The following is a 24,264-nucleotide window of genomic DNA, read 5'->3' on the forward strand; positions in this document are numbered from 1 at the left end:
GGGTGCTGGTCTACTCGATCCCGATGCGCAACCGGTTCCGCGGCATCACCGTCCGCGAAGGCGTCCTGGTCGAAGGTGCGCACGGGTGGGGCGAGTTCTGCGCGTTCCTCGACTACTCCGACGCCGAGTGCCCGCCCTGGTGGGGAACCGCGGTGGAGGCCGCCGAGCGCGGGTGGCCCGAGCCCGTCCGGGACTCGGTCCCGGTCAACTGCACGGTGCCGGTGGTGTCGCCGGAGCGCGCGCACGCGATCGTCGCCGCCTCCGGGTGCTCGACGGCCAAGGTGAAGGTGGCCGACCCGGGCGCGCCGCTGTCCGACGACCTGGAGCGGGTCGCGGCGGTGCGGGACGCCCTGGGGCCTCGCGGCGCGGTGCGGGTGGACGCCAACGCGGCTTGGGACGTGGACACCGCCGTGCGGGCCATCCGTGAGCTGGACAAGGCCGCGCGGGGCCTGGAGTACGTCGAGCAGCCGTGCCCTTCGCTGGACGACCTGGCGGCGGTGCGGCGGCGGGTGGACGTCCGGATCGCCGCGGACGAGTCGATCCGCCGCGCCGAGGACCCGCTCAAGGTCGCGGTCGCCGGCGCGGCGGACGTGGCGGTGATCAAGGTGGCCCCGCTGGGCGGGGTGCGGCGGGCGCTGGAGGTCGCCGAGGCGTGCGGGTTGCCGTGCGTGGTGTCGTCGGCGGTCGAGACGTCGGTCGGCATGGCGGCCGGGCTGGCGCTCGCGGGGGCGTTGCCGGAGTTGGACTTCGCCTGCGGCCTGGGCACGTTGCCGCTGCTGGCCGGGGACGTGGCGAGCGCCTCCCTGGTGCCGGTGGGCGGGGCGCTGCCGGTGCCGCGGCGGGCGCCCGTGCCCGACCGGTTCGCGGAGTTCGCCGCCGACGAGGCCACCACCCGCAAGTGGCTGGACCGCGTGGCGCGGGTGCGCGGCCTCTAGAGGACTTCCAGCATCCGCGTGGCCAGCGGACCGGACGAAGCGGGGTTCTGGCCCGTGTAGAGGTTGCGGTCCACGACGACGTTCGGCGCGAACGGCGCACCGGCCACGAAGTCCACGCCCAGCGCCTCCAGGCGGTCCTGGAGCAGCCACTTCGCCTTGTCCGCGAGGCCCGCGAGCTTCTCCTCCTCGTTGGTGAACGCGGTCAGCCGGTAGCCCGCGACCGCGTCACCGGCGGCGAGCAGGGCGGCGGGCGCGTGGCACAGCACGGCCAGCGGCTTGCCCTCCCGCAACGCCCGGGTGAGCAGGCGGCCGGAGTCGGCGTTCACCGCCAGGTCCTCCATCGGACCGTGGCCGCCGGGGTAGAAGACGGCGTCGAACCCGGCCGGGTCGACGTCCTCCAGCTTGAGCGGCTCGCGCAGCGCGGCGGCGTTCGCCAGTTCCGCGGCGATCGCGTCGGCCTGCGCCTGGCCGCCGTTGGCGTCGGCGGACAGGCTGCCCCGGTCGACGGTCGGCACGACGCCGCCGGGGGTCGTGACGACGACGGTGTGGCCCGCCTCGGTGAACGTCCGGTGCGGCACGGCGAACTCCTCGGCCCAGAAGCCGGTCGGGTGGAGCGTGCCGTCGGCGAGCGTCCAGTGGTCGGAGCCGGTCAGCACGAACAGGATCTTTGCCATGTCCTCGACGGTAGGCCGCACTGCGATCGGTTCGCCAATAGGATCGTCACCATGTCCCATAAGCCTGCTGATGGGTTGGACCTGGCGCTGCTGCGGACGTTCCTGGCGGTGCACCGGGCCGGGTCGTTCACGTCGGCGGCGCGGGTGCTGGGGCTGTCGCAGCCGACCGTGACCAGCCAGGTCCGACTGCTGGAGCAGCGCATGGCCCGCCAGCTGTTCGAACGGCTGCCGCGCGGGGTGCGGCCGACGTCCGTGGCCGACGAGTTGGCGGCCGAGGTCGCGCGGCCGTTGGACGAGCTGACGGCGGTGCTGGACCGCGGCCGACCGACCGCGCCGCCCGAACCCGTGCACCTGGCCGGTCCGGCGGAGGTCCTGTGCCTGCGCGTGCTGCCGGCGCTGGCGCCGCACGTGGCGGAGGGGTTGCGGCTGCGGGTCACCACGGGGTTGACCGACGAGCTGTTGGACGGGTTGCGGGCGGGACGGTTCGACCTGGTGATCTCGACCTTGCGCCCCCGCGGTCGCACGCTGACCGCCGTGCCGCTGATGGACGAGGAGTTCGTGCTGGTGGCGGCCCCGGCGTGGGCGTCGCGCCTGACCGGGGAGGCGTTGGGTGACGCGCCCCTGCTGACGTACGCCGAGGACCTGCCCATCGCGCGCCGGTACTGGCGGCACGTGTTCGGGGTGCGGCTGAACGCGCAGGCGGCGGTGGTGATGCCCGACCTGCGCGGCGTGCTGTCCGCGGTCGTGGCGGGCGCGGGCATCACCGTGCTCCCGCGGTACCTGTGCGCGGACGAGCTGGCCTCCGGCGCGCTGGTGACCTTGATCGACCCCGAAGACCCGCCGATCAACACGGCTTACCTGGCGCAACGGGCGGGCGCGACGCCGAACCGGCACGTGGCGCTGGTCCGGGAGGTGCTGCTGCGCGAGGGGCGGACGTGGTGATCAGACCAGGTCGTCGATGCGCAACACGATCGCGCAGGGCGCGGTGGTCTCGAACTTGCCGACCACGTCCGGCGCCTGCTGATAACCGAATTCGCCGGCCAATTGGCAGTCGACCAGCGAGATCGGCTCGGCGAGGTCCACGATCCAGTAGCGCGGGATGCCGGCGGCGGCGTATTCCTCCCTTTTGATCACGTGGTCCGTGCGGTAGGAGCCCGGCGACACGATCTCGATGACGACCTCCACCTCGGACGCCCGGATCAAACCGCCCTCCTCCTCCACCCTCTTCAACGCCGGACGCCGCACCACCAACACGTCTGGCCTCCGAGAAAAGCCCGGGGCTCCCGGCGGGGCGAGCTCCAAGTCGACATCGACGTCCTGGATGACCACCAGATCGTCCGACAACTGACCCCTCAACCGGATCGCCAATTCCAACGACGCGAGGTTGTGCCTGGGTGCTGGGCTCGGCACCATCAACAATCGACCCTCCTGCAGCTCGGTGTAGCCCGATTCGACCTCGCCGAGTTCCGCGTACTCGGCGACCGTCAGCAAATGCGGGACCACAGCAAGCTTGGGTCGGGGAGTCTCTTCAGGAACGGCCGTCACGACGTCTCCTCACTGGCAGGATCGACAGTGCCCGAATCAATAGAGGAATACAGTAGCCCTTTCCGGTGATCACCGATGGGTGATCGTGCTGCCCATGCTGCCGACCACGCTTTCGGTGCGCTGCAACGCCTCCACCCGGCGAGGGGTCTTCTCGACGCGGGTCAGGTCGACCACTCGGATCGGGGGGCCGAACTCCACCAGAGTGGGCACGTACTCCGCGTGCTCCACCCGCCACCCCGACGCGTCCTTCACGAACTTGAACCGCGTCACGATGCCCTCTTCCGTGATGCCGCGCGGCTCGGAGTGGCGGGCCACCTCGTTGCCCATGCCGTAGACCACCCACTTGCCACCGATCTGCTCGATCGGCTGCACCGCGTGCACGTGCGTCCCGATGATCAGGTCCACCGCCGGGTCCGCCAGGACCGCCGCCGCCATTTCCCGCTGCTCGGCCGTGGCCTCGTGCCGGTACTCCGCGCCCCAGTGCAGGCTGGCCACGACGACCTCCGCGCCGGCGGCCTTCGCGGCTCGGGCGGCCGAGAGCACGCCCTCCACGGACAACTGGTTGGCCATCCACGGCTGGGGCAGCGGGATGCCGTTGAAGCCGTACGTGAAGGCGATGTGCCCGACCTTCACCCCCCGCGCGTCCAGCAGCAACGGGGTCGCCGACTCCTCCGGCGAGCGGAACGAGCCGGTGTGGGCCAGGCCCGCCGCGTCCATCTGGTCCAGGGTCGTCTTGATGGCGCCGGCACCCCGGTCCAGCGTGTGGTTGGACGCGGTCGAGCAGGAGTCGTAGCCGATGGTCTTCAGGGCCTTCGCCACCTCGGGCGGCGCGCTGAAGGCCGGGTAGCCGTAGGTCGGCGCGCCGGGCGCGGACAGCGGTGTCTCCAGGTGGCAGATCGACAGGTCCGCGTCGATCGCCTCGCGCAGCCCGGACAGCAGCGGCACGAAGTCGCGGGCGCCGTCGGCGTCGGCCTGCGCGGTCAGGGCCGGGTGGATCAGGATGTCGCCGCCGGCCGCCAGGGTGAACGACGGCGGGGGCGGCGCGGAGGACGTGGTGGTGGGCGCCGGCCGGGACGAGGTGATGACCACCGGCGACCCGGTGCAGGCCGTGGCGAGGCAGGCGGCCAGCCCCAGCGGGACCAGCCGCCCGACCACGGCCTTCAGCGCCGCCGCCTGCGGCGCAGACCCACCACGAACACCACCGCCAGGGCGGCCAGGAACACCGGCAGCACCCGCTTGAGCACCGGCACGCCGGCCGTCTCCAGCAGGTCGACCGGCTGGTCGGCCGGCCGGTCCGGCACGGCCCGCAGCGGCGGACGGGAGGCGGGCGTCGGGGAAGCAGTCACCCCCTCAGCCTCCCCCGGCGCGAGCCGAGTCGCCAGGCAATCCGCGAACTCGCCCACGATCCGGTCGCTGACCTCGCTGATCAGCCCGCGTCCGAGCTGCGCGGGCCGCCCGGTGACGGCCAGATCGGCCACCACGGACACGGCCGTGCCGGCCCCGTGGGGGTTCAGGGTCACGGTGACGGTCGCGGACGCGGTGCCGTTGCCCCGGCTGTCCTTGCCCGACGCCTTGATCACCGCCGCGTGGGCGTCCTCGGACACCGAGGTGAACTGCCCGGACCCCTTGTAGAGCAGGGTGACCGGGCCGAGCTTGACCTTGACGGTGCCGCTGAACTTCGGCCCGTCCACCTCGGTCAACGTGGCCCCGGGCAGGCACGGCGCCACCCGCCGCGGGTCGAGCAGGGCCGCCCACACGTCCGGCACGGGCGCGGGGACGGTGAACCGGTGTTCCAGCTTCATGCGCTCACCGCGGCGGTCAGGGCCCGTTCGGTCAGCACCCGGGCCAGGTGGGTGCGGTACTCGGCGTCGCCGTTGGCGTCGGTCGTCGGGTCGGTGCCCTCGGCGGCGCGGGAGGCGGCCGTCGTGATGGCCTCGGCCGTGGCCGGCTGCCCGACCAGGGTCTCCTCGACGCCGCGGGCCCGCACGGGCGTCGGCCCCATGTTGGTCAGGCCGACGCGGGCCCGCGCGACCACGCCGCCGGACACCTCCACCGCCGCCGCGACCGCCACGATGGACCAGGCCTGCGCGACCCGGTTGAACTTCTCGTAGTGCGCGCCCCAGCCGGGCAGCTTGGGCACCCGCACGTGGGTGAGCAGCTCGTCGGGGGCCAGCGCGGTGGTGAAGTAGTCCACGAAGAACTCGGCCGCGGGCACCTCCCGCGTCCCCTCCGGCCCCGCGCACACCATCACAGCGTCCAACGCCAACGCGGGCGCGAGCAGGTCGCCGGCCGGATCGGCGTGGGCCAGCGCGCCGCCGAACGTGCCGCGGTGCCGGATCTGCGGGTCCGCGACGGTGTCGGTGGCCAGGCACAGCAGCCGTGCGTGCTCACGCACCAAGTGGTCGCGCTGGACCTCGTAGTGCGTGGTCATGGCCCCGATGAGCAGCGAGTCGCCCTCGTCGTGGACGCCGGTCAGCTCGGTGAGCCCGGACAGGTCCACCAGCAGCGTCGGCGCGGCCAGGCGCATGCGCAGCACGGGGATGAGGCTCTGGCCGCCGGCCAGCACCTTGGCGTCCTCGCCGCCCTCCGCCAACGCCCGCACGGCCTCCTCGACCGACGCCGGCGCCACGTAGTCGAACGCGGCCGGGATCATGCGCCACCTCCGTGGGAACCGGGGCCGCCGCCCGCGCCGGGCTGGGCGGGCGTCTGGACTTGCGTGCCCTGCAACGCTTTCCACACCCGGAACGGCGTGCACGGCATCTGGATGTCGTTGACACCCCTGTGCCGCAACGCGTCCACGACCGCGTTGACCACCGCCGGGGTGGACGCGATGGTGCCCGCCTCGCCGACGCCCTTGACGCCCAACGGGTTCGTCTCCGCCGGCGTCTCGGTGCGGTCGGTGGTGAAGTGCGGCAGGTCGGCCGCCGACGGCAGCAGGTAGTCGGCGAACGTGGCCGTGGTGAGCGTGCCGCCCTCGTCGTGCACGGCCTCCTCGAACAGGGCCTGCGCGATGCCCTGGGCGAGCCCGCCGTGCACCTGCCCCTCCACGATCAGCGGGTTGACGACTTTGCCGACGTCGTCCACGCACACGTACTTGCGGATGGTCACCTGCCCGGTCCGCGTGTCCACCTCCGTGGCGCACAGGTGGGTGCCGTGCGGGAACGAGAAGTTGTCCGGGTCGAACGCCGCGTCGGAGTCGAGCCCGGGTTCCACGCCCTCGGGCAGGTTGTGCGCGACGTGCGCGGCCACGACCACGTCACCCAGCGACATCGTGGTGGACGTGCCGCGCACGGAGAACGTGCCGGCGGTGAAGTCGACGTCGTCGGGCGAGCACTCCATCAGGTGCGCGGCGACGGTCCGGGCCTTGGCCAGCACCTTGTCCGCCGCCAGGACGATGGCCGTGCCGCCGACGGCGAGCGACCGGGAGCCGTAGGTGTCCATGCCGCGCGGGGCGACCTGGGTGTCGCCGTGCAGCACCTCGACGTCCTCGAACGGCACGCCGAGCCGGTCGGCCACGATCTGGCTCCACGCCGTCTCGTGGCCCTGCCCGTGCGGCGAGGTGCCGGTGATCAGCTCGACCTTGCCGGTGGGCAGCATGCGGATCGACGCGTGCTCCCACCCGCCGGCGGCGTAGCGCAGCGCGCCGAGCACGCGGGACGGCGCGAGCCCGCACATCTCGGTGTAGGTGGAGATGCCGATGCCCAGCTGCACCGGGTCGCCGTTCGCGCGCCGCTCCTCCTGCTCGGCGCGCAGGGTTTCGTAGTCGAACAGCTCCATCGCCCGCGCGGTGGCGGCTTCGTAGTCGCCGCTGTCGTAGGTGAGGCCGGCGACGGTGTCGAACGGGAACTCGTCGCGGGTGATCCAGTTCCTGCGCCGCAGCTCCATCGGGTCCATGCCGAGTTCGGCGGCCAGCTCGTCCATGATCCGCTCGACGGCGAACGTGGCCTCGGGCCGGCCCGCGCCCCGGTAGGCGTCGGTGGGCGTCTTGTTGGTGAAGACGTTGTGGCAGATGAACTTGTAGGCGGGGAACTTGTAGATCGCGTTGAACATGAACGCGCCCAGGATCGGCACGCCCGGCGAGACCAGCCGCAGGTACGCGCCCATGTCGGCGAGCAGTTCGACGCGCATCCCGGTGACCGTGCCGTCGCGCTTGGCCGTGACGACGAGCTTCTGCACCTGGTCGCGGCCGTGGTGGGCGGACAGCATGGACTCGGTGCGCGACTCGGTCCACTTGACCGGCTTGCCCAGCCGGCGCGCGACCACCAGCGCCAGCACCTCCTCGGGCGTGACCTGGAGCTTGCCGCCGAACCCGCCGCCGACGTCGGGGGCGATGACGCGCAGCTTGTGCTCGGGCACGCCGACCGTGGCGGCCAGCATCCAGCGCAGGATGTGCGGGATCTGGGTGGACGACCACAGGGTGACCGCGTCCGCCGTCGGGTCGACCACGACCGACCGGGGTTCCATGAACGCCGGGATCAGCCGCTGCTGCCGGAACGTCCGCGCGACCACCACCTCGGCCTCGGCGATGGCCTGCTCGACGTCACCGCCGGTGCCCGCCTCGGCCGAGTCGAACACCCAGGTGGCGCTCTTGTTCGAGCCCAGGTCGGGGTGCACGAGGTCCGCGCCGTCGGCGACCGCCGCCTCCAGGTCCAGCACGACCGGCAGGTCCTCGTAGTCGACGTCGACCGCTTCCAGCGCGTCGTGCGCCTCGGCGGCGGACCGGGCGACCACGACCGCCACGACCTCGCCCGCGAAGTTCACCTCGTCCACGGCGACGGCCGGCGCGGGCGGGGCCAGCATGTCCTCGGTGATCGGCCACGCGCACGGCAGGCTGCCCTGCTCGGCGGCCAGGTCGCGGCCGGTGAACACGGCCAGCACGCCCGGCATCCGCAGCGCCGCCGTGACGTCGACGGACGTGATGCGCGCGTGCGCCACGGGGCTGCGCACCAGGGCGAGGTGCAGCATCCCGGCGAGCCGGATGTTGTCGGTCCACCTGGTCGCGCCGGTGATCAGCCGGGCGTCCTCCTTGCGCCGCCGGGGCCGGCCGAGTTCCGGTCCGGCGGTGGCCGTCATTCCCCACCCCCGTGGTCGACGCGGGCGGCGGCGTCCCGCACGGCCTTGACGATGTTCTGGTAGCCGGTGCACCGGCAGAGGTTGCCCTCCAGGCCGTGCCGCACGGCGTCCTCATCGGGGTCGGGGTCGTCGGCGAGCAGGTCGATGGCCTGCATGATCATGCCGGGGGTGCAGAACCCGCACTGGAGCGCGTGGTTCTCGTGGAACGCCCGCTGGACCGGGTGCAGCCGCCCGTCCTCGGCCAGCCCTTCGACCGTGGTGACTTCCCGCCCGTTGGCCTGCACCGCGAGCACGGCGCAGGACTTGACGCTGCGGCCGTCCAGGTGGACGGTGCACGCCCCGCAGTTGCTGGTGTCGCAGCCGACGACGGTGCCGGTCTTGCCGAGCGCGTCGCGGAGGTGGTGCACGAGCAGCGTCCGGGGCTCGACCTCGTCGCTGTAGCTCACGCCGTCCACGGTGACGGTGATCCGCATGAACCCTCCAGGCCGGTCGGTGATGGGGGTCACACGCGAGCCTGCTACCCGTTGCGTCGTCAAACAATCCGCCGCGCAGGCTAAGCCCGGCCGGCCCGACTAGGTGGCGCGGTGGATGGCGCCGGCGGTCCGGGTCAGGCGTTCACCGCCGCCGCCCCACCGCAGCGCGATGATCTCCGCCGCGATCGACACGGCCGTCTCCTCGGGCGTGCGCGCGCCCAGGTCGAGGCCGATCGGCGAGGACAGCCCGGCCAGCTCGCCCTCGGTCATCCCGGCTTCGCGCAGCCGCCGCACCCGGTCGTCGTGGGTGCGCCGGGACCCCATCGCGCCGACGTACCCGAGCTTGAGGCGCAGGGCCACCTCCAGCAGCGGCACGTCGAACTTCGGGTCGTGGGTCAGCACGGTCACCACCGTGCGCTCGTCCACGCGGCCCGCGTCGGCCTGCGCCCGCAGGTAGCGGTGCGGCCAGTCCACGACGACCTCGTCGGCCTCCGGGAACCGGGTCCTGGTCGCGAACACCGGGCGCGCGTCGCACACCGTCACGCGGTAACCGAGGAACGCGCCGAGGCGGGCCACGGCGGCGGCGAAGTCGATCGCGCCGAAGACCAGCATCCGGGGCGGCGGCTCGAAGGAGTTGACGAAGACCGCCATGCCCTCGCCGCGCCGCTGCCCGTCCGGGCCGTAGTGCAGGGTCGCGCTGCGGCCGGCGGCGAGCAGGCCCCGGGCGTCGTCGGCGATGGCGTCGCGGGCGCGGGCGGACGGCACGTCGCCGGCCACCCGGTCCGGCCAGACGACCAGCCGCCGGCCCACCCACCCGGGGTGCTCGACGACCGTCGCCACGGCCACCGGCTGCTCGGCGCGCACGGTGTCCAGCACGTCGGGCAGCTCGGGGAAGCTCTTCCGCGACACCGCCTCCACGTACACGTCGATGATCCCGCCGCAGGTCAGGCCCACCGCGAACGCGTCGTCGTCGCTCACGCCGTAGCGCTGGAGGACGGGCGCGCCGGTCCGCACGACCTCCTGCGCCAGCTCGTAGACCGCGCCCTCGACGCAGCCGCCGGACACGCTGCCGACGACCTCGCCGTCCGCGCCGACCAGCATCGCCGCGCCCGGCGGCCGGGGCGCCGAGCTGAACGTGCCGACGACCGTGCCGACGCCGACGGTCTCCCCCGCCGCCACGCGTCGGGCGAGCTCGACCAGCACATCACGCACCGCTTACCTCCTTGAGCAGGTGCCGCAGGGCGTTCAGGCTATGCCCGGCGACCAGGCCGTCGAGGTGGGGCAGGGCGGCGGCGATGCCGGACTGCACCGGCGCGTACCCGTCCTTGCCGGCGTGCGGGTTCACCCACAGCACCCGGTGCGCCAGCCGCCGCAGCCGCGCCACCTGCTCGCCCAGCAGCGCCGGGTCGCCGCGCTCCCACCCGTCGGAGCACACGACCACCACGGCCCGCCGCGCCGCGCCGCGTTGTCCCCAGCGGTCCAGGAACGCCTTGACGGTCTCGCCCAGCCGCGTGCCGCCCTCGTGGTCGGGCACGGCCCGCGCGGCGGCGGCCAGCGCCCGCTCGGGGTCGCGGTGCCGGAGCTGCCGGGTGATCCGGGTCAGCCGCGTGCCCAGGGTGAACACCTCCACCGGCATCCGCCGGGCGACGACGTGCGCGAACCGCAGCAACGCGTCCGCGTACGGCTTCATGGACCCGGAGACGTCGAGCAGCAGCACCACCTTCCGCGCCCGGACTCTCCGCCGCCGGTACCGGGGCCGCGCCGGTTCGCCGGTCGCGAGCATCTCCCGGACGGTCGCCCGCACGTCCACGTCGCCGCGCCGGGCCGGCCCCTTGCGCAGCCCGCGCCGCATCGGGGGGCGTGGCCGCAAGGTCGCCAGCAGCTCCCGCAGGTGCGCCCGCTCGGCCGCGCTCATCTCGGCGATGTCCTTGCGCCGCAGCACTTCCACGTCACTGGCCGCGACCGCGAGCCGCTTCCCCCGGCTCCGCGCCACCGCCCCGGTCCCCAACGCGGCGCCCCGCCCGGTCCGCGCTCCCCGAGCCCGCGCGGGGTTCACCTCGACACCCCCGAACCAGGCGGCGAACGCGGCGTCGTAGCGCGGCAGGTCGTCCGGACCGCCGCACAACGCCACCCGCCCCGCCCAGTACACGGCGTCGCGCCGCGCCACGTCGACCAGCTCGACCGCCGCCAGGAACGCCCGCACCCGCTCCGGCCCGCACTCGACCCCGGCCGCGCGCAGGGCGTGCGCGAAGCCCACTAGCCCGGTCAGCGGCCCGGTCATCCCGCGATTGTGCGCTCGGCGGAGGGTGTGAGCACACCCTCCGCCAGGGCGCGCTGGACGTCCTCCCGGTACTTCAGGACGGCGCCGAGGGTGGCCGCCGCGGTGGCCGCGTCCAGGTCGGTGCGGCCCAGGGCGAGCAGGGCCGCGGCCCAGTCCAGCGCTTCCGCGACACCGGGCGGTTTGATCAGCTCCAGCTCCCGGAGCCGCCGGACGGCCGACGCGACCCGCGTGGCCAGGCGTTCGTCCAGGCCGGGCAGGCGGCGGCGCAGGATGGCCACCTCCCGGGCCGGGTCCGGGTGCTCCAGCCAGTGGTAGAGGCAGCGGCGCTTGAGCGCGTCGTGCACCTCGCGGGTCCGGTTGGAGGTGAGCACGACCAGCGGCGGCGTGGCCGCCTCGACGACGCCCAACTCGGGGATGCTGACGGTGTTCTCCCCCAGCACTTCCAGCAGGAACGCCTCGAACTCGTCGTCGGCGCGGTCCACCTCGTCCACCAGCAGCACGCACGGCGCCTCCTCCAACGCCCGCAACAGGGGCCGCGCGAGCAGGAACCGCCGGGTGTAGAGGGAGGCTTCGGCCGCTTCGGCGTCCACCGGGCCGGCGGCTTCGAGGGTGCGCAGGTGCAGGAGTTGGCGGGGGAAGTCCCAGTCGTAGAGCGCTTGGGACGCGTCGATGCCCTCGTGGCACTGGAGGCGGATCAGCGGCAGTCCCAGCGCTTGCGCGAGCGCCAGGGCGAGGGAGGTCTTGCCGGTGCCGGGCTCGCCTTCGCACAGCAGCGGCCGGTGCAGGCGCAGCGCGAGGAAGGCGGCCATCGCGACCCCCGCGTCGGGCAGGTAGCCCACCCGGTCCAGCCGCTCGGCCAGCGCTTCGGGCGAGTCGACGGGGGAGGTCGGTTCGGGGGTCACCGCTCGACCATAGCCCGCCGGCCGGGGGTCGCCCCGGGGTGAACCCCGAGGGCGGTCTCAGGGTGCGTCCCCGATGTGCGGCAAGCCGCTGACCAGCACCATTGAGCTATGACGAACGACGTGCTCAACCAGGCCACCGACAAGGTCAAGAAGCTCCGCCGCAGCCGGACCGACCGGATGGTCGCGGGTGTGTGCGGCGGCGTCTCCGAGCTCATCGGGGTGGACGCGGCGATCCTGCGGATCCTGCTCGTCGCCGCGACCCTCTTCGGTGTGGGCGCCGGCGCGGTGCTCTACATCGCCATGTGGTTCCTCGTGCCGGAGAAGGAGGTCGACCAGGCCTACTAACTAACGGGGGTGGCCGGGCACACCGGGGAGCATCTGCCAGGGACGGGGACCGGACAGGGGCCGGTACTCGACGCCCAGGGCGTCCAACCTCGGCAGGTGGTGCTCGGCCAAGCGGGAGCGGAACTCCTCCACGTCGCGGAGCGCGGGGGCGCTCTTCGACGGCACAGGGGACACGGGGGTGTCCGGGGAAGTCGGGGTGGTGTGGGGTACGGGGCTCCACACCACCTCGGCGAAGGCGCACAAGCGGGGGAAAGCCGCGTAGTCCAGCCGCCGCGGGGAGTCGAGGTGCTCGGTCCACAGGTTCGCCTGCGCGCCGAGCACCCGATCCGCCGCCGCCGGCTCGTAGGCGTAGACGTCCTCCCAGGTCAGGACGGTACCGACGGGGATGGGCTCATCCTCCCGGTCGGACTGGCGGTAGTCCAGGTAGACGTGCTTCTCGGGGCACATGACCACGTCGTGGCCCCGTTCCAACGCCGTCAGGCCGGCTTCCTCGCCGCGCCACGACGCGATCACGGTCCCCGTCGGCAGCGGTCCGACGCCGAGCACCTCGTCCCAGCCGTGGGGCCGCCGGCCACGCCGCACCAGGTGCTGCGCGATGCGCCGGACGAACCGGCCGTCGCCGCCCTCGGCCTCGTCGCCGCCGAGCCCGACCACCTCGGACGGGAACACGTCCAGCAGCTCGTCGAACACCTGCCGGTAGAAGTCCACTGTGGACTCGTCGGCCTTGAGGACGTTGGGGTTCACGCCCCAGTCGGTCCACACGCCGCCGCCTTGGACGCCCAGTTCCGGGTAGGCCGCGATGGCCGCCTGGCTGTGCCCGGGGACGTCGATCTCGGGGACGACCGTGATGTGCCGCTGCGCCGCGTAGGCGACGACTTCGCGCAGGTCGTCCTGGGTGTAGTAGCCGCCGTGCGGCCGGTTCGTCTGCCCGCCGCGGCGCCGGTCGCCGTACCGGGAGGACGGCCGCCACCCGCCGACCTCGTGCAGGCGCGGGAACCTCTTCGACTCGAACCGCCAGCCCTGGTCGTCGGTCAGGTGCAGGTGCAGCACGTTGAACTTGTGCGCGGCCAGCAGGTCCACGTAGCGCAGCAGGTCCGGCTTGGGCAGGAAGTGCCGGGCCACGTCGAGCATCACGCCGCGCCACGCGAAGCGGGGCCGGTCCTCGACCACGCACACCGGCAGGGTCGGCGGGCCGCCGATGGGCGCGGCGCGGAAGGCGTCCGGGCCGCTGAGCTGCCGCAGGGTCTGCCGGGCGTAGAACTCGCCGGCCGCGTCCGCCGCCTCGATCGTGACGCCCCGCGGGTCGACGGTCAGGCGGTAGGACTCCGCCGGCCCGTCGTGGGGCCGCACGTCCACCGTCCCGTCGAACACGAGGGAACCCTCGCCCCGGACGAACGACACCGGCTTGGGGATGATCACGACTTCACCGCTCCCGCGAGTCCCGCGACGAGTCGTCGCTGCACCAGGATGAAGAACACCAGCACCGGGATCGTCATCAACGTCGATCCCGCCATGATCGCGCCCCAGTCGTTCTGGTCGGGCTTGACGAACACCTGGAGCGCCAGCGGCAGCGTCTGGTTCTCCGCCGCGGAGATGATGAACGTCTTGGCGAACAGGAAGTCGTTCCACGCGTGGATGAACGACAGCACGCTCGTCGCCACCAGACCCGGCGCGACCAGCGGGAACAGCACCTGCCACAGGAAGCGGAAGCGGGACGCGCCGTCCAGGGTCGCCGCCTCCTCCAACTCCACCGGCACCGCCGCGACGAACCCGCGCAGCATCCAGATCGCGAACGGCAGGCTGAAGGCGAGGTGCACCAGCACCAGCGAGCCCAGGTGGTTCAGGCCGAACGCGGGCGCCACGTCGCGCACCGACTGCATGACGAAGAACAGCGGGATGGTCAGCGCCTCGACCGGCACCATCTGCACGACCAGCAGCATCACCAGCAGGGTCGTGCGGCTGCGGAACCGGAACCGGGTCAGCGCCGTCGCCGCCAGGAACGCGATCAGCAGGCTCAGCAGCACCACGGCCAGCGCCACCACCAGGCTGTTGACCAGGTAGCGCCCGAAGCTCTGCACGGTCAGCGCCCGCACGAAGCTGTCCAACGTGGGCGCGAGCGTCCACGGCCGCGGGTCGGCGGAGATCACCTCGTGCTCGGGCTTGAGCGCCGTGAGCACCATCCAGTACAGCGGGAACGCCACCACGCCCGCGATGAGGACCGTGACGCCCTCGACGAGTCCGCGCCTCACAGCTGTTCCCCCGACTTCCGCAGCGCCCGCAGGTACCCGAGCGTGATCAGCAGCAGGAGCAGGGTCGTCACGACGCCGATGCTCGCGCCCAGCCCGTACTCCGAGGCCGCGAACGCCTGTTGGTAGGCGTAGACGTTGAGCACCAGGTTGCGCCCGGCGATGCCGCCGCCGCTGGTCATGATGTAGATCTGGGTGAACACCTTGAAGTCCCAGATGATCGACTGGATGGTCACGACGATCAGCAGCGGGCGCAGCAGCGGCAGGATCACCGAGCGGGCCGTGCGGAACGTCGACGCGCCGTCCAGGGCCGCCGCCTCCAGCACCTCGCCCGGGATGGACTTGATGCCCGCGTACAGGGTCACCATGACGAACGGGAACGAGCACCAGATGACCTGCGCGGCGACCAGGCCGAACGCGATCCAGCGGTCGTAGGTCCAGGAGAACCCGGTGGTGCCCAGCAGCTCGTTGACGAAGCCGAAGTTGGCGTCGAACAGGAACAGCCAGATCGTGGACCCGGCCACCGCCGGCGTCGCCCACGCGCCGAGCGCGGCCAGGAACAGCGTCATCCGCGCCCAGGTGCGGACGCGGGTGGCCAGCACCGCCAGCGCCGCGCCGACCAGCAGCGTCCCGACCACGCACACCGCCGCGAACCCGACGGTCTGGCCGAGGACGGTCCAGAACTTCGCGTCCGAGAGCAGGGCGGCGTAGTTGTCCAGGCCCAGGAAGGTCAGCGGCGCGCCGCCGCTGACCTGCTCCTGGCCGTAGTCGAACAGCGAGATCAGGACGAGCTGGTAGATCGGGTAGCCCATCAGGCCCACCAGCACCAGCAGCGCCGGGGTCAGGTAGGCGAGGGCGATGGGGCCGTCGCCCCGCTTCTTGCGCCACCGCGGCCGGCGCGGCGCTTCGGGACGGGCCTGCGCCCCGGTCGCGGGGCGCAGGTCGAGGTGGACGTCGGTCATGAAGCGAACGCCGTGTTCATCGCGTCGGCCGCCTTCTTGGCCGCGGCGTCGAGGTCGTTGCCGCCGGCGGCGACCTCCTGGATGAGGGTGGGCAGCACGGCCTGGGCGTCGATCTTGGCCCAGTTCGGGGTGACGGGGACGAACTTGGTGCCCGCGTTGAGGGTCTTGATGAACGGCTCGACGGCGGGCTGCGACTCGGCGACGGCCTTCTGCACGTCGGCGAAGGTCGGCATGTTGCCCATGGCGTCGAACATCTTGCGCTGGTAGGTCTTGCCGCCCAGGAGCTGGACGAACTCCTTGGCCAGCGTCTTGCGCTCGCTGCCCTTCATCACGCCGAGCAGGTTGCCGCCGGAGAACGCGGGCGCGATGGAGCCGGCCGTCTTGCCCGGCAGCGGCACGACCGCGTACTTGCCGGCGGCGCTGGAGGCGTCGACGGACTTGCGGTTGAAGTCGCCGCCGATGACCATCGCCGCCTTGCCCGCGCGGAACGCCTCGACGCTGGCGTCGCCGCCGTTGCCGGCGCACTGGGCGGGCGGGCAGATGTCGTCGGCGATCAGCTCGGTGTACTGGCGCAGGCCGGCCTTGGACTCGGCGCTGTCGATGGCGGAGACGTACTTGTCGCCGTCCTTGCGCGCGATGTCGCCGCCGTTGGCCCACACGAACGGCATCGCGCCGTAGGTGTACTTGCCGCCGGCGGAGATGCCGAGCAGGTCCGGCTTGGCCTCGCGGACCCGGCGGGCGGTCGGCGCGATCTCGTCCAGCGTGGCCGGGGGCTTGAGGCCGAGTTCGTTGAAGACGTCCGTGCGGTAGTAGAGGGCGCGGACGCCCACGTACCAGGGCAGGCCGTAGACCTTGCCGTCGACCTTGCCGGTGTCGAGGACGGCGGGCAGGAGGTCCTTGGCGTCGTTCCAGCCGGAGAGGTCCAGCTCGGCGAACCCGCCGCCGGCGACGTAGCCCGCGAGGTCGGTGTTGCCGAACTCCGCGACGTCCGGGGCGCTCTTGGGGTCGCTGAAGGCGGCCTTGAAGCGCTCGGCGCGGGTCTGGACCTGGATGTACTGGACGTCGACGGTGACGCCCTGGTGGGCGTTCTGGAACTCGGTCACCGCCTCCTTGACCACGGCCTCCTTCGGGCCGCGGTTGACCTCGTCGAACAGCCAGACGCGGAGCTGCCCGGTCTGCTGGTCGGCGCCGGTCGCGGCCGGGCCGGACTGGACCGGGGCGCACCCCGTCATGGCGAGCACTGCGGCGACACCCGCCGCCGCAGCGGCCACCCTGTTGGCAACTCGCATCTCGTTGACCCCTTGTTGCGTGACGTGCAACGGCTATTTCGTGGGAAGCAACGGGGATGCTAGTGTCCGAATCCGCAAACGGTCTAGACCAGATTTGCCCAGGTCCGGACGGCATCGGCGGACAGCGGCGCGGCCCACCCGCCGGGCCGAACCGCGCTCCCGACGTGGAAGGCCGTGGCGCCCAGGGCCTTGAGCGGCCCGACGTGCTCCCGCTTCAGGCCGCCGCCGACGAGCAGCGTGAGGTTCTCCTGGCGGGCGGCCAGGTCCGCGAGCACGTCCATGCCGTCCGCGACGCCGTTGGGTGAGCCGGCGGCGAGGACGGTGTCGCACCCGAGTCGTTCGACGACGTCCCAGGACTCCCGGGGGTCGGCGGAGTTGTCGAGCGCGCGGTGGAAGGTCCAGGCACACCCGGCGATCTCGCCCAGCACCGCGCGGCAGGCCTCTTCGTCGATGCCCTGCCGGGCGTCGAGGAACCCGAGGACGAATTCCGCGGCCCCCGCCTCCCGCGCGTCGGCGGCGGCGCGGCGCAGCCCGTCGAGGTCGCCGGGCGCGAACCCGGCGGCGTCGCGGAGCATGACCCGGACGGGCAGGTCGGTCGCGGCGAGCACGGACCGGATGAGGGAAGGTGGGGGCGTCAGGCCGTCGGCGGCCATGTCGGTGACCAGTTCGAGCCGGTGCGCACCACCGGCCTGGGCGGCTTCGGCATCGGCCGCGTCGAGAGCGATAACCTCAAGCATGGTCTAGACCATAGACGCTTTGTCGGTGCCCTCTGGGAAAATGGTGTCGGGGGCCGGAGGCCGGCACGCACACAACACGACACGCCACTCACCAGGACGAACCCGGACAGCCGCCGCACACCCGCCGCACCGCACACCCGCCGCGACGCGTGCCGGCCGCACCGGGACAACCCAGAGCCGCAGGCACGCCCGGCGGACGGCGACCGGCTCGCGGAGGTGCCGCACCCGCACGTCGCGCGCGTGCTCGTCGGGCACGTGCACCGGGCGGTGGGCGTGCCGTTCGCGGGCACGGTGGCGTGGTGTGCGCCGCCGAGTCGTGCCGCTGGTCGGCGGGTGGCGGCCTACAACATGATCGTCGGGGTGACCACCGTGCGGCCCGGTTCGCCGCGCGAGTTCACCAGGTGCACCACGATCTGCGTGGTCCCGGCGGGCACGTCGGCGAGCACGAAACGGCCGCCGTCGTCGGCTTTCGTCGTGCTCGACTCGTGCTCCGCCACCCGCACCTCGACGGTGTGCTCACCCGCGGGCACCAGCCAGCCGTCGATGCGGTGGCGCGCTCCCGTCGAGGTGAAGTTGACCATCAGGGTCAGGTTGTCGACCGTGAACGTGATGGTGCCGGGGTTGCCGCCGCGGACACCCGCGAACGACCCCGCCCGCTCCCAGCGGGCCACCTCCACGTCCAGGTTCTCCAGGGCCACCGCGAACTGGATGCGTTCGACCAGCCCCGCCGGCGGCGCGTCCAGCTCGTACACCAACCGGTTCAGCTCGGTGAGGACAGCGGTGTCCTCATGGCCTCTGCGGTCATCGCGCGGGTCGATGTCGTTCACCGCGATCCTCCTTCCGCGTCAAGATGTGCGCGCAACGTCGTCAAGCACCGGCCCCTGGTCGGACCGATGCTCCCGCGTGGCATGGACAGTGCTTCGGCGACCGCGCGGTACTCCGCCCGCCCGGCCAGCACGGTGAGTCGCAGCAGCTCCTGGCACTTCTGCGACAAGCGGCCGAAGGCCCGCCACAACCGGTGGTCCCGGTCGTCGACCAGGGCGGCGTCCTCCGGCAACCCGTGTTCGCTCTCCAACTGCTCCGCCAGCTCGTCGGACAGCGCGGCTTCCCGACGGCTGGGGGTCCAGGTGCGCTGGGCTTCCCGCCGCGTCGCCACGACGAGCCACCCCGCCAGCGCGCGGGGTTCGACCAACCGGTCCAGGTGGCGCAGCAGGGCCAGCCACACCGTCTGCACCACGTCCTCCGCGGTGCTGCGGTCCAGGCCGTGCCCGCGCGCGACGTGCCACACGAGCGGCGTCAGGTCCGCGACCAGCACGTCCAGCGCCCTGCGGTCGCCGTCGCGGGCGGCGACGACGCAGGCGGCGTGCCGGTCCGTCCCGTCCAGACCCTCCCAGGGTGGCCGCTCACCAGCCGTGCGCAGCTCTCCCACGGTCGTCACCTCCTCCTCGACATCCCCCAGCCGGAGCTGATCGTTCCACGTCACGTGTGTCGGCGGTCCGCGATGCCCCCCTCGCACCGCGGACCGCCCTTCACCACGGGCGGCGTCCGATCGGCACCCCTCGAAGCCGACCGGTTCGCCGCCCCCTCCCCCGAGTGGTCAGTGGGACGGCCGGCGGCCGTCGGTCCGGTTCCTCATGCGTTCCTCCGGGGTCGAGGTTCGGTCATCAGATAAGGAGTGAGTAGTTCTACGGTGGATACACAGCCTGTCGTTAACAGTTCACGGTTAACGAACCGATCATGGATTCCCGCAGGTGGGTGGCACACTTCCCGGCATGTCCACAAGCCGGGCCCGGGTCGTCCACGAGGGCGCCCGGGTGACACCGCTCGAACTGTTCTTCGACCTGGTGTTCGTCTACGCGATCACCCAGGTGACGCAGCTGATGGCCGCCGACCCCACGGTCCGCGGCGTGGTGCGCGGCATGCTGCTGCTCGCCCTGCTCTGGTGGTGCTGGTGCTGCTACTCGTGGCTGGGCAACCGGGTGCACGCCGACGACGACGGCGCGCGGATCGTGCTGTTCGGGGCGATGGCCGTGATGCTGGTGGCGTCGGTGACCATCCCGGAGGCGTTCGACGACCTGCCGGGCGGCCTGCCGGGGCCGTTGGTGTTCGCCGCCTGCTACCTGGTCGTGCGGGTGCTGCACCTGGTGTCGTACTGGCGGTTCTCGCAGGGTGACGCGGCCCTGCGCCGGCAGCTCGCGGTGACGTGCCTGCCGATGCTGTCGGGCACGGTGGTCCTGGTGACGGCGTCCTTCACGTCGGGGTTGACGCAGACGGCGCTGTGGGCGCTGGCGCTGGCCGTGGACTACGGCGGGGTGCTGCTGACCGGCGTGTCCGGGTGGCGGGTGCACTCGGCGGTCCACTTCGCGGAGCGGTACGCGCTGATCGTGCTGATCGCGCTGGGCGAGTCGATCGTGGCCGTGGGCGTGGGCGTCGCGGACCTGCCGGTGTCGTGGCCGATCGTCTACGGGATCGTGTGCGGGCTGGTCATCGCGGCGGCGCTGTGGTGGGCGTACTTCGACGTCGTGGCGCCCACGGCGGAGCGGGTCCTGCACGCGGCGAGCGGCGCGAGGCGCGCCGCGCTGGCCCGGGACTCGTTCACCTACCTGCACCTGCCGATGATCGCCGGCATCATCCTGCTCGCGCTGGGCCTGAAGAAGACGATGAACTACCTGGCCGGGGCGGACGGGCACACGCCGAGCGAGCACCTGCACGGGGTCGGGCCGTACGCGCTGTACGGGGGCGTGCTGCTGTACGTGCTGGGGCACATCGGGTTCCGGCTGCGCAACCTGGGGTCGGTGAACCGGGTGCGCGTGGCGATGGCCGTCGCCCTGGTGGTGCTGACGCCGGTCGCGCTGCTGGTACCGGCTTGGGCGGCGCTGGGCGTCCTGACGGTGGCTTGCGTGCTGTGGATCGCCGTCGAGGTGAGGGTCTACGGAGGGGCCCGCCGGGAAATCCGCGAGTCCATCCACGCACCGGCCGCGCACTAGGGCAGCCCTTCACCCGATCGTGGCGGGAAGTGGGTTGTCCGGGCATTTGCGCGTATCCCCCGCAAGAAGCCACTCCGGCCGGCGTCGGGGAAGTCGGCTTGCGAGCCCGAGAAACCCCACCGAGCCGGGGAATCCGCAATTCTGCACCGAAGCGCTCAACCCGCTGAACACCTCGACCGCAAAGCGGGAGTTGTGCCCACGAAGGCGAGTTCCGCCGGGGAAAAGCGAACGGCGAAGGGGCCCGGTCCGAGTGGACCGGGCCCCTTCGGGTGCCGCTGGGATCAGAAGTCCATGCCGCCCGCGTCCGGGACGGCCGGCGCGCCGGAGGACTTCTCCGGCTTGTCGGCCACCACGGCCTCGGTGGTCAGGAACAGCGCGGCGATGGAGGCCGCGTTCTGCAGGGCCGAGCGGGTGACCTTCGTCGGGTCCGGCACGCCGGCCGCGAGCAGGTCCTCGTACACGCCGGTCGCGGCGTTGAGGCCGTGGCCGACGGGCAGGCCCTTGACCTTCTCCACCACGACGCCGCCCTCAAGGCCGGCGTTGACGGCGATCTGCTTGAGCGGGGCCTCGACGGCGACCTTGACGATGTTGGCGCCCGTGGCCTCGTCGCCCTCCAGCTTCAGGCCCGCGAAGGCGGCCTCGGCGGCCTGCAGCAGCGCGACGCCACCACCGGCGACGATGCCCTCCTCGACGGCGGCCTTGGCGTTGCGCACCGCGTCCTCGATGCGGTGCTTGCGCTCCTTCAGCTCCACCTCGGTGGCGGCGCCGGCCTTGATGACCGCCACACCACCGGCGAGCTTGGCCAGGCGCTCCTGGAGCTTCTCGCGGTCGTAGTCGGAGTCCGACTTCTCGATCTCGGCCCGGATCTGGTTGACGCGGCCCTGGATCTGCTCGGCGTCACCCGCGCCCTCGACGACCGTGGTCTCGTCCTTGGTCACGACGACCTTGCGGGCCTTGCCCAGCAGGGACAGGTCGGCGTTCTCCAGCTTGAGGCCGACGTCCTCGGTGATGACCTGGCCGCCGGTCAGGATCGCGATGTCCTGCAGGATGGCCTTGCGGCGGTCGCCGAAGCCCGGGGCCTTGACGGCGACGGACTTGAAGGTGCCGCGGATCTTGTTGACCACCAGGGTCGCCAGGGCCTCGCCCTCGACGTCCTCGGAGATGATCAGCAGCGGCTTGCCGGACTGCATGACCTTCTCCAGCAGCGGGAGCAGGTCCTTGACCGACGAGATCTTGGAGCCGTAGAGCAGGATGTACGGGTCCTCCAGGACCGCTTCCTGACGCTCCGGGTCGGTGACGAAGTAGCCCGAGATGTAGCCCTTGTCGAAGCGCATACCCTCGGTCAGTTCGAGTTCGAGGCCGAGCGCGTTGCTCTCCTCGACGGTGATGACGCCTTCCTTGCCGACCTTGTCCATGGCCTCGGCGATCAGCTCGCCGATGGTCGAGTCGCCCGCGGAGATGGACGCCGTGGCGGCGATCTGCTCCTTGGTCTCGACCTCCTTGGCGGTCTTGAGCAGCTGCTCGGTCACGGCCTCGACGGCCTGCTCGATGCCGCGCTTGAGGCCCAGCGGGTTGGCGCCGGCGGCCACGTTGCGCAGGCCCTCGCGGACCAGGGCCTGGGCGAGCACGGTGGCGGTGGTCGTGCCGTCACCGGCGACGTCGTCGGTCTTCTTCGCCACTTCCTTGACGAGCTCGGCCCCGATCTTCTCCCACGGGTCCTCGAGCTCGATCTCCTTGGCGATCGAGACGCCGTCGTTGGTGATGGTCGGCGCGCCCCACTTCTTCTCGAGCACGACGTTGCGGCCCTTCGGGCCCAGCGTCACCTTGACGGCGTCGGCGAGGGTGTTCATGCCACGCTCGAGACCGCGGCGGGCGTCCTCGTCGAACGCGATCATCTTGGCCATTGCGGTGTGTTCCTCCGCCTTATAAACGACTCATGGGGCCACTGCGGACAGGTGCCCGCAGCGGAACACGGTGCTTGGCCAGGCTCGGTGCCCGCGACGGACGACCCACCCGGGACTACCGGGTGCGCCTCACCGTCCCAGCCTGCGTGCTGGCACTCAGGTGTTCCGAGTGCCAGCACCGTGTTTAGCACTCACCGCCGTCGAGTGCAAGAACCCCAGGTCAGCGGGATGTCTTCACGGGCACGCTGGTGGGCAGCGGCTTGGCGCTGGTCGTGGTGCCGCCCACGTCGATGGACTGCCCGGAGCTGGTGGACTGCGGTGGCCGCGGCGGCTCGTCCTTGGGCGTGAGGATCAGCACGACGATGACGATGGCGATGATCGCCACCACGCCCGCGACCACGGGCGCGAACCACGCGGGCCGCTGCTTCTTGGCCGAGGTGAACGCCGACGCGCCGCCCATCTGGGTCGGCGGGCGCAGCCGCACCGGCTCGGCGAGGAACCCGGGCTGGTTCGCGAAGCCCTGCGGCGGCTGCGGCTGCGCGGGCATCCCGCCCGACGGCGGACCCACCACCGGGGTCGGCCCGGACACGGGCGCGTCGACCCGGCGCGGCGGGCTGGTCACGGTCGCCGCGCCGCCCAGCGCGGTGCGGACGGCGGCGATCAGCTCCTGGCACGACCCGTAGCGCTGGTCGGGGTTCTTGGCGGTGCCCTTGCGCAGGGCGTCGTCGATGCCGGGCGGCAGCGCGACCAGCGAGGTCAGCGCCGGGATCTCCTGGCCGAGGTGGCCCTGGATGACGTCCTGCACGCCGCCCTGGAACGGGGGCCGCCCGGACAGGCACGCGAACACCATGCAGGCCAGCGCGTACTGGTCGGTGCGGCCGTCGAGCGGCTCGCCGCGCAGGTGCTCGGGCGCGGCGTAGGTCGGGGAGCCGAGGAAGTCGCCGGTGCGGGTGCGGTGGCCGGTGGCACCGCGCCGGGTCAGGCCGAAGTCGGCGAGGTAGACGTGCTCGCGGGACGCTTCCTTGGTCGTGACCAGCACGTTCGCCGGTTTCACGTCGAGGTGGACCAGGCCCTTGCCGTGCAGCATGTCCAGCGCTTCGGCGACCTGGCCGAGCAGCGTGAGCGTGCGGGCGGGCGAGATCGGGCCGTCCTTGATGTGGGAGGACAGGTCCTGGCCGTCGACCAGCCGCATCGCGATGTAGAGCAGGCCGTCGACCTCGTCGAAGTCGTACAGCGGCACGATGTTGGCGTGGTCGATCGCCGAGGTGTTGCGGGCCTCGTCCACGAACCGCTCGCGGAACTCGGCGTCGGCGGTCAGGTGCTCGCCGATGACCTTCAGCGCGACCTTGCGGCCGAGCCGGACGTCCGTGGCCTTGTAGGTCACGCTCATGCCACCGCGGCCGAGCACCCCGTCGATCCGGTAGTGGCCCAGCCGTCGCCCAGACAGGTCCTCCGACACGCGAGGCAGCCTAACGTCCGGCCGAACGGGCGTGCGGGCGGTTCCGGGTAAGTCCGGTCACGGCGCGTGCCGGGACGGGTCCGGTCACGCGCGCGGACGCGAGTCCGGGCGTGGGCGCGGGTCCGGGCGTCGGCGCGGGCGTGGACGTGCGCGTCGGCGCGAGCGCGGGCGCGGGTCGGCGTCCCGGCGCGGTGAACGGCCCGACCCGCCGCGTGGCGGGCCGGGCGGGGTTCACGATGCCTTCCGGACGTCCGCCGCCTGGCTGCGGCCGTCCCGGCCCGCCTGGATCTCGAACTCCACGCGGTCGCCCTCGGCCAACGTGCGGAAGCCTTCCATTTGGATCGCCGAATAGTGCACGAAGACATCGGGCCCGCCGTCGGCGGCGATGAAGCCGTACCCCTTCTCCGAGTTGAACCACTTGACCGTGCCGACAGCCAAGACGTCCTCCTTCG

Annotated in this window: 24 protein-coding genes; 4 read left to right on the top strand and 20 right to left on the bottom strand. The window is 72.4% G+C overall.

Annotated elements, in window-relative coordinates; all coding sequences use genetic code 11:
* Nucleotides 1-2 precede the first annotated feature (2 nt).
* Entirely contained in the window at nucleotides 3-935 is a 933-nt protein-coding gene (locus tag ABD126_RS07345) for an o-succinylbenzoate synthase (protein ID WP_343932874.1), read from the top strand.
* Here ABD126_RS07345 and ABD126_RS07350 read toward each other — a convergent pair.
* Entirely contained in the window at nucleotides 932-1,609 is a 678-nt protein-coding gene (locus ABD126_RS07350; protein WP_343932875.1) for a type 1 glutamine amidotransferase domain-containing protein, read from the bottom strand. The two genes, ABD126_RS07345 and ABD126_RS07350, sit on opposite strands and share 4 nt — an antisense overlap.
* Before the next feature lie 51 nt (nucleotides 1,610-1,660).
* On the opposite strand from ABD126_RS07350, the gene ABD126_RS07355 reads away from it, so the two are divergent.
* On the top strand, nucleotides 1,661-2,551 hold the full coding sequence (locus tag ABD126_RS07355) for a LysR family transcriptional regulator (RefSeq protein WP_343932876.1): 891 nt from the start codon (nucleotides 1,661-1,663) through the stop codon (nucleotides 2,549-2,551).
* Here the strand turns inward: ABD126_RS07355 and ABD126_RS07360 are convergent, their stop codons facing one another.
* From ABD126_RS07360 to ABD126_RS07400, 9 genes are all read right to left on the bottom strand, one after another.
* Entirely contained in the window at nucleotides 2,552-3,154 is a 603-nt protein-coding gene (locus tag ABD126_RS07360) for a Uma2 family endonuclease (protein ID WP_343932877.1), read from the bottom strand.
* Nucleotides 3,155-3,223: 69 nt separating this feature from the next.
* Nucleotides 3,224-4,309 carry a CapA family protein gene (locus ABD126_RS07365; RefSeq protein ID WP_343932878.1) on the bottom strand — a complete coding sequence of 362 codons (1,086 nt, stop codon included), beginning with the start codon at nucleotides 4,307-4,309 and terminating at the stop codon, nucleotides 3,224-3,226.
* Nucleotides 4,310-4,314: 5 nt separating this feature from the next.
* Entirely contained in the window at nucleotides 4,315-4,956 is a 642-nt protein-coding gene (locus ABD126_RS07370; protein ID WP_343932879.1) for an SRPBCC family protein, read from the bottom strand.
* Nucleotides 4,953-5,807 carry an FAD binding domain-containing protein gene (locus ABD126_RS07375; protein ID WP_343932880.1) on the bottom strand — a complete coding sequence of 285 codons (855 nt, stop codon included), beginning with the start codon at nucleotides 5,805-5,807 and terminating at the stop codon, nucleotides 4,953-4,955. Before ABD126_RS07375 ends, ABD126_RS07370 begins: the two co-directional genes overlap by 4 nt.
* Entirely contained in the window at nucleotides 5,804-8,227 is a 2,424-nt protein-coding gene (locus ABD126_RS07380) for a xanthine dehydrogenase family protein molybdopterin-binding subunit (protein ID WP_343932881.1), read from the bottom strand. The genes ABD126_RS07375 and ABD126_RS07380 overlap by 4 nt, the downstream gene beginning before the upstream one ends.
* A complete protein-coding gene (locus tag ABD126_RS07385; protein WP_343932882.1) occupies nucleotides 8,224-8,700 on the bottom strand; it encodes a 2Fe-2S iron-sulfur cluster-binding protein in 477 nt (158 codons plus the stop codon). Before ABD126_RS07385 ends, ABD126_RS07380 begins: the two co-directional genes overlap by 4 nt.
* Nucleotides 8,701-8,799: 99 nt before the next feature.
* The gene (locus ABD126_RS07390) at nucleotides 8,800-9,912 is read right to left on the bottom strand and encodes an XdhC family protein (protein ID WP_343932883.1); all 1,113 of its coding nucleotides are present in this window, start codon (nucleotides 9,910-9,912) and stop codon (nucleotides 8,800-8,802) included.
* Nucleotides 9,905-10,981, bottom strand: coding sequence for a vWA domain-containing protein (locus tag ABD126_RS07395; RefSeq protein WP_343932885.1), 1,077 nt, complete (start codon nucleotides 10,979-10,981; stop codon nucleotides 9,905-9,907). Before ABD126_RS07395 ends, ABD126_RS07390 begins: the two co-directional genes overlap by 8 nt.
* Entirely contained in the window at nucleotides 10,978-11,883 is a 906-nt protein-coding gene (locus tag ABD126_RS07400) for an AAA family ATPase (protein ID WP_343932886.1), read from the bottom strand. The genes ABD126_RS07395 and ABD126_RS07400 overlap by 4 nt, the downstream gene beginning before the upstream one ends.
* Before the next feature lie 108 nt (nucleotides 11,884-11,991).
* Between ABD126_RS07400 and ABD126_RS07405 the strand changes: the two genes are divergently transcribed.
* Nucleotides 11,992-12,228: a PspC domain-containing protein gene (locus ABD126_RS07405; RefSeq protein ID WP_343932887.1), complete on the top strand. Its 237-nt coding sequence runs from the start codon at nucleotides 11,992-11,994 to the stop codon at nucleotides 12,226-12,228.
* On the opposite strand, the gene ABD126_RS07410 is transcribed toward ABD126_RS07405, so the two are convergent.
* From ABD126_RS07410 to ABD126_RS07440, 7 genes are all read right to left on the bottom strand, one after another.
* On the bottom strand, nucleotides 12,229-13,644 hold the full coding sequence (locus ABD126_RS07410) for a beta-N-acetylhexosaminidase (protein WP_343932966.1): 1,416 nt from the start codon (nucleotides 13,642-13,644) through the stop codon (nucleotides 12,229-12,231). It lies immediately after the preceding gene.
* Nucleotides 13,644-14,477, bottom strand: coding sequence for a carbohydrate ABC transporter permease (locus ABD126_RS07415; protein WP_343932888.1), 834 nt, complete (start codon nucleotides 14,475-14,477; stop codon nucleotides 13,644-13,646). The genes ABD126_RS07410 and ABD126_RS07415 overlap by 1 nt, the downstream gene beginning before the upstream one ends.
* A complete protein-coding gene (locus tag ABD126_RS07420) occupies nucleotides 14,474-15,436 on the bottom strand; it encodes a carbohydrate ABC transporter permease (protein WP_343932889.1) in 963 nt (320 codons plus the stop codon). Before ABD126_RS07420 ends, ABD126_RS07415 begins: the two co-directional genes overlap by 4 nt.
* A complete protein-coding gene (locus ABD126_RS07425) occupies nucleotides 15,433-16,725 on the bottom strand; it encodes an extracellular solute-binding protein (RefSeq protein WP_343932890.1) in 1,293 nt (430 codons plus the stop codon). Before ABD126_RS07425 ends, ABD126_RS07420 begins: the two co-directional genes overlap by 4 nt.
* An 83-nt stretch (nucleotides 16,726-16,808) precedes the next feature.
* Complete coding sequence (locus ABD126_RS07430) at nucleotides 16,809-17,462, bottom strand: copper homeostasis protein CutC (protein ID WP_343932891.1); 654 nt, start codon at nucleotides 17,460-17,462, stop codon at nucleotides 16,809-16,811.
* Between the two features lie 341 nt (nucleotides 17,463-17,803).
* Entirely contained in the window at nucleotides 17,804-18,226 is a 423-nt protein-coding gene (locus tag ABD126_RS07435) for a carboxypeptidase regulatory-like domain-containing protein (protein WP_380567323.1), read from the bottom strand.
* A gap of 59 nt (nucleotides 18,227-18,285) precedes the next feature.
* Complete coding sequence (locus ABD126_RS07440; protein ID WP_343932967.1) at nucleotides 18,286-18,891, bottom strand: RNA polymerase sigma factor; 606 nt, start codon at nucleotides 18,889-18,891, stop codon at nucleotides 18,286-18,288.
* Nucleotides 18,892-19,234: 343 nt separating this feature from the next.
* On the opposite strand from ABD126_RS07440, the gene ABD126_RS07445 reads away from it, so the two are divergent.
* Nucleotides 19,235-20,449, top strand: a complete 1,215-nt coding sequence (locus tag ABD126_RS07445; protein WP_343932893.1) for a low temperature requirement protein A — start codon at nucleotides 19,235-19,237, stop codon at nucleotides 20,447-20,449.
* 281 nt (nucleotides 20,450-20,730) lie between these two features.
* Here ABD126_RS07445 and groL read toward each other — a convergent pair whose 3' ends face one another.
* The 3 genes from groL to ABD126_RS07460 form a co-directional block, all read right to left on the bottom strand.
* A complete protein-coding gene (groL, locus tag ABD126_RS07450) occupies nucleotides 20,731-22,353 on the bottom strand; it encodes a chaperonin GroEL (protein ID WP_121223450.1) in 1,623 nt (540 codons plus the stop codon).
* A gap of 220 nt (nucleotides 22,354-22,573) precedes the next feature.
* Complete coding sequence (locus tag ABD126_RS07455) at nucleotides 22,574-23,812, bottom strand: serine/threonine protein kinase (protein ID WP_343932894.1); 1,239 nt, start codon at nucleotides 23,810-23,812, stop codon at nucleotides 22,574-22,576.
* 231 nt (nucleotides 23,813-24,043) lie between these two features.
* Nucleotides 24,044-24,250: a cold-shock protein gene (locus ABD126_RS07460; RefSeq protein WP_121223452.1), complete on the bottom strand. Its 207-nt coding sequence runs from the start codon at nucleotides 24,248-24,250 to the stop codon at nucleotides 24,044-24,046.
* Nucleotides 24,251-24,264: the final 14 nt, after the last annotated feature.

The sequence above is a fragment of the Saccharothrix mutabilis subsp. mutabilis genome (assembly GCF_039521145.1).
GTDB classification, from domain to species: Bacteria; Actinomycetota; Actinomycetes; order Mycobacteriales; family Pseudonocardiaceae; genus Actinosynnema; species Actinosynnema mutabilis.